Source organism: Dyella sp. (assembly GCF_036568765.1).
Taxonomy (GTDB): domain Bacteria; phylum Pseudomonadota; class Gammaproteobacteria; order Xanthomonadales; family Rhodanobacteraceae; genus GSA-30.
The window spans coordinates 1-2,244 of sequence record NZ_DATCRY010000291.1; the positions used below are offsets into that span (position 1 = coordinate 1).

General features: G+C 64.6%; 3 protein-coding genes. 2 read left to right on the plus strand and 1 reads right to left on the minus strand.

Translation table 11 applies throughout. The features are described 5' to 3' along the window. Positions 1–4 precede the first annotated feature (4 nt). Positions 5–169, plus strand: a complete 165-nt coding sequence (locus VIM98_RS18500) for an IS630 transposase-related protein (protein ID WP_331994579.1) — start codon at positions 5–7, stop codon at positions 167–169. A gap of 74 nt (positions 170–243) precedes the next feature. Next, positions 244–1,395 (plus strand): IS110 family transposase, encoded by a 1,152-nt coding sequence (locus VIM98_RS18505; RefSeq protein WP_331994577.1) that lies wholly within the window; start codon positions 244–246, stop codon positions 1,393–1,395. Positions 1,396–1,912: 517 nt separating this feature from the next. Here VIM98_RS18505 and VIM98_RS18510 read toward each other — a convergent pair. Continuing rightward, a partial coding sequence (locus VIM98_RS18510; protein WP_331994578.1) for a UbiA family prenyltransferase occupies positions 1,913–2,244 on the minus strand: 332 nt, incomplete at its 5' end.

The window sequence follows — 2,244 nt, forward strand, 5'->3', positions numbered from 1 at the left end:
GGGCATGGCGATATCCATTTCGGCCGATCTTCGTAAGCGTGTAGTCGCCGCTGTTGAAGGCGGTATGTCGCGTCGCGCGGCTGCGGCGCACTTTCGCGTGGGCGCGTCGAGTGCGGTCCGTTGGGTGGCGCAGGCGCGAAAGACGGGCAAGGTAACGGCGAAGCCGTAGATTCCATGGGGGGAGCGGTGAGCGAGCCCTTCCGATAGGTTTGGGTTTCCACACTCGAACCATCGGAGAGTCAGATGCAAGCACCGACCATTGGCACGCCCACCGCCGCGTATAGTGACACGATTTTCGTTGCGATTGAACTGAGCCAGAAGACGTGGCTGGTCACGGTACACAGCCCGGATCTGGGACGGATGTCGCGTTACAAAGTGGAGGGCGGCGATCACGCCGGGTTGCTGGCGCTGATCGCCAAGATCCGGGCGCGGGTGGCGCAGAAGCTCGGATCGGAGCCGCGCGTGGTGAGCTGTTACGAGGCCGGCTATGACGGTTTCTGGCTGCACCGGCTGCTGGTGACGGCGGGGATCGAGAACTTCGTGTTCGACCCGGCGAGCATCGCGGTCGAGCAGCGCTCGCGGCGGGCCAAGACGGACCGGATCGACGGCGAACTGCTGTTGCGCACGCTGATGGCCCATCTGCGCGGCGAGCCGCGAGTGGTGCGGATCGTCCGGGTGCCTACGGTGGAGCAGGAGGATGCCCGACGTGTGAGCCGCGAACGCGATCGGCTGGTCACGGAGCAGACGGCACACACCAACCGGATCAAGGCGCTGCTGCGTCTGTCGGGCCTGAAGGTCGGCAACCCTCGCCATCGCAAGTGGCTCACCTGGCTGGAGCAGCAACGCGATTGGCAAGGCCATCCGCTGCCGCCGCACGTTCTGGCCGAGATCAAGCGCGAGCATTCGCGTCTGATTCTGGTGCGTGAGCAGCTTGCGACGCTCGAGAAAAGCCAGGCGGCAGCGCAGGGGTCTGCAGCTGGCGAGCCGCTGGCCAAGCAGCAGGCGCAGTTGCAACAACTCAAGGCGCTCGGCCCGGCCCTCGCCACGACGTTGTCGGGCGAACTGTTCTACAAGGACTTCAGTAACGGACGCCAGGTCGGCAGTTATTGCGGCCTGGCACCCAGCCCGTGGCGGAGCGGCGGCATCGATCGCGAGCAGGGCATCAGCAAGGCGGGTAATGCCCGCGTCCGCCAGAAAGCAATCGAACTGGCTTGGCTGTGGCGGCGTCACCAGCCGGACAGCGCGCTCAGCCGCGAGTTCGAGCGCCGCGTGCTCAACGCCGGCAAGCGCGCCAGGCGCATCGCGATCGTGGCGCTGGCGCGCAAGCTGATCGTGGCGCTGTGGCGCTATCTGCAAACCGGTCTCGTGCCGACGGGGGCCGTGATGAAGGCTTAACCGAACTTCGCGATCAGGCCTGCGGTTCGCCGCGGTCCTGCGAGGATGGATGATGACCGTGCCACCCTAGGGCTGCTACCAACAGCCGCCTTGTAGATGGGTCTCATCCTCCTTGGCTTCTTCGCCGCAAGCATGCGGAACAAGGGTCTGGATGACTTCATCCGACCGGATATGAGGTGATGCAGCGAAACGCTGCTGGAACTTCGAAGCCAGTCCTCGCCATCGACCGCGGCTCATCGCGCCACATATCGCTTTGTGCCCCACCGCAAAGCCGCCCGCCCGCTACGGCGCAATATGAAGCGCGCGGTCGGTCGGCTTTGCTCCACCCAGTGCAGCGCCAAGGAACAACTCGACACCCACAAAAACTTCCCGACCTATCAAACAGGCTTGACTTAAAATCCCCCATATGAGGGTGGGCAAAGCGACAGCGTGCCCACCATCGAACCGCATATTCGCTGATGGATGGTGGGCACGTCGCTTGCGCTCCTTTGCCCACCCTACGACACCGCGTCACGAGCTACGCGCGCATCACGGCGTCAACCAGAAGCCCCACGAACAACAATAGCCCGGCGTCGCGGTTCGACCTGAACAGGCGTAGGCACAGCGCGGGATTGCTGATGTCGAGCGTACGGATTTGCCAGGCGAGATGCGCGGCGAAGGCGAAAAGCCCGATCCAGGCCGGCCAGCGCGCGCCGCCGAGCGCCAGGGCGGCGCCGATCAGCACCACCGCGAGCGGATAAAATACCGAAAGCGCAAGATGGGTGCGCTCGCCGAACAGGCGGGCGGTCGACTTGACGCCGATCAGCGCATCATCTTCGGCGTCCTGATGGGCGTAGATCGTGTCATAGC

Excerpts from the sequence above, each read along its gene's own strand:
- VIM98_RS18500 (WP_331994579.1), top strand. The coding sequence starts at position 5 with ATGGCGATATCCATTTCGGCCGATCTTCGTAAGCGTGTAGTCGCCGCT.
- VIM98_RS18505 (WP_331994577.1), top strand. The coding sequence starts at position 244 with ATGCAAGCACCGACCATTGGCACGCCCACCGCCGCGTATAGTGACACG.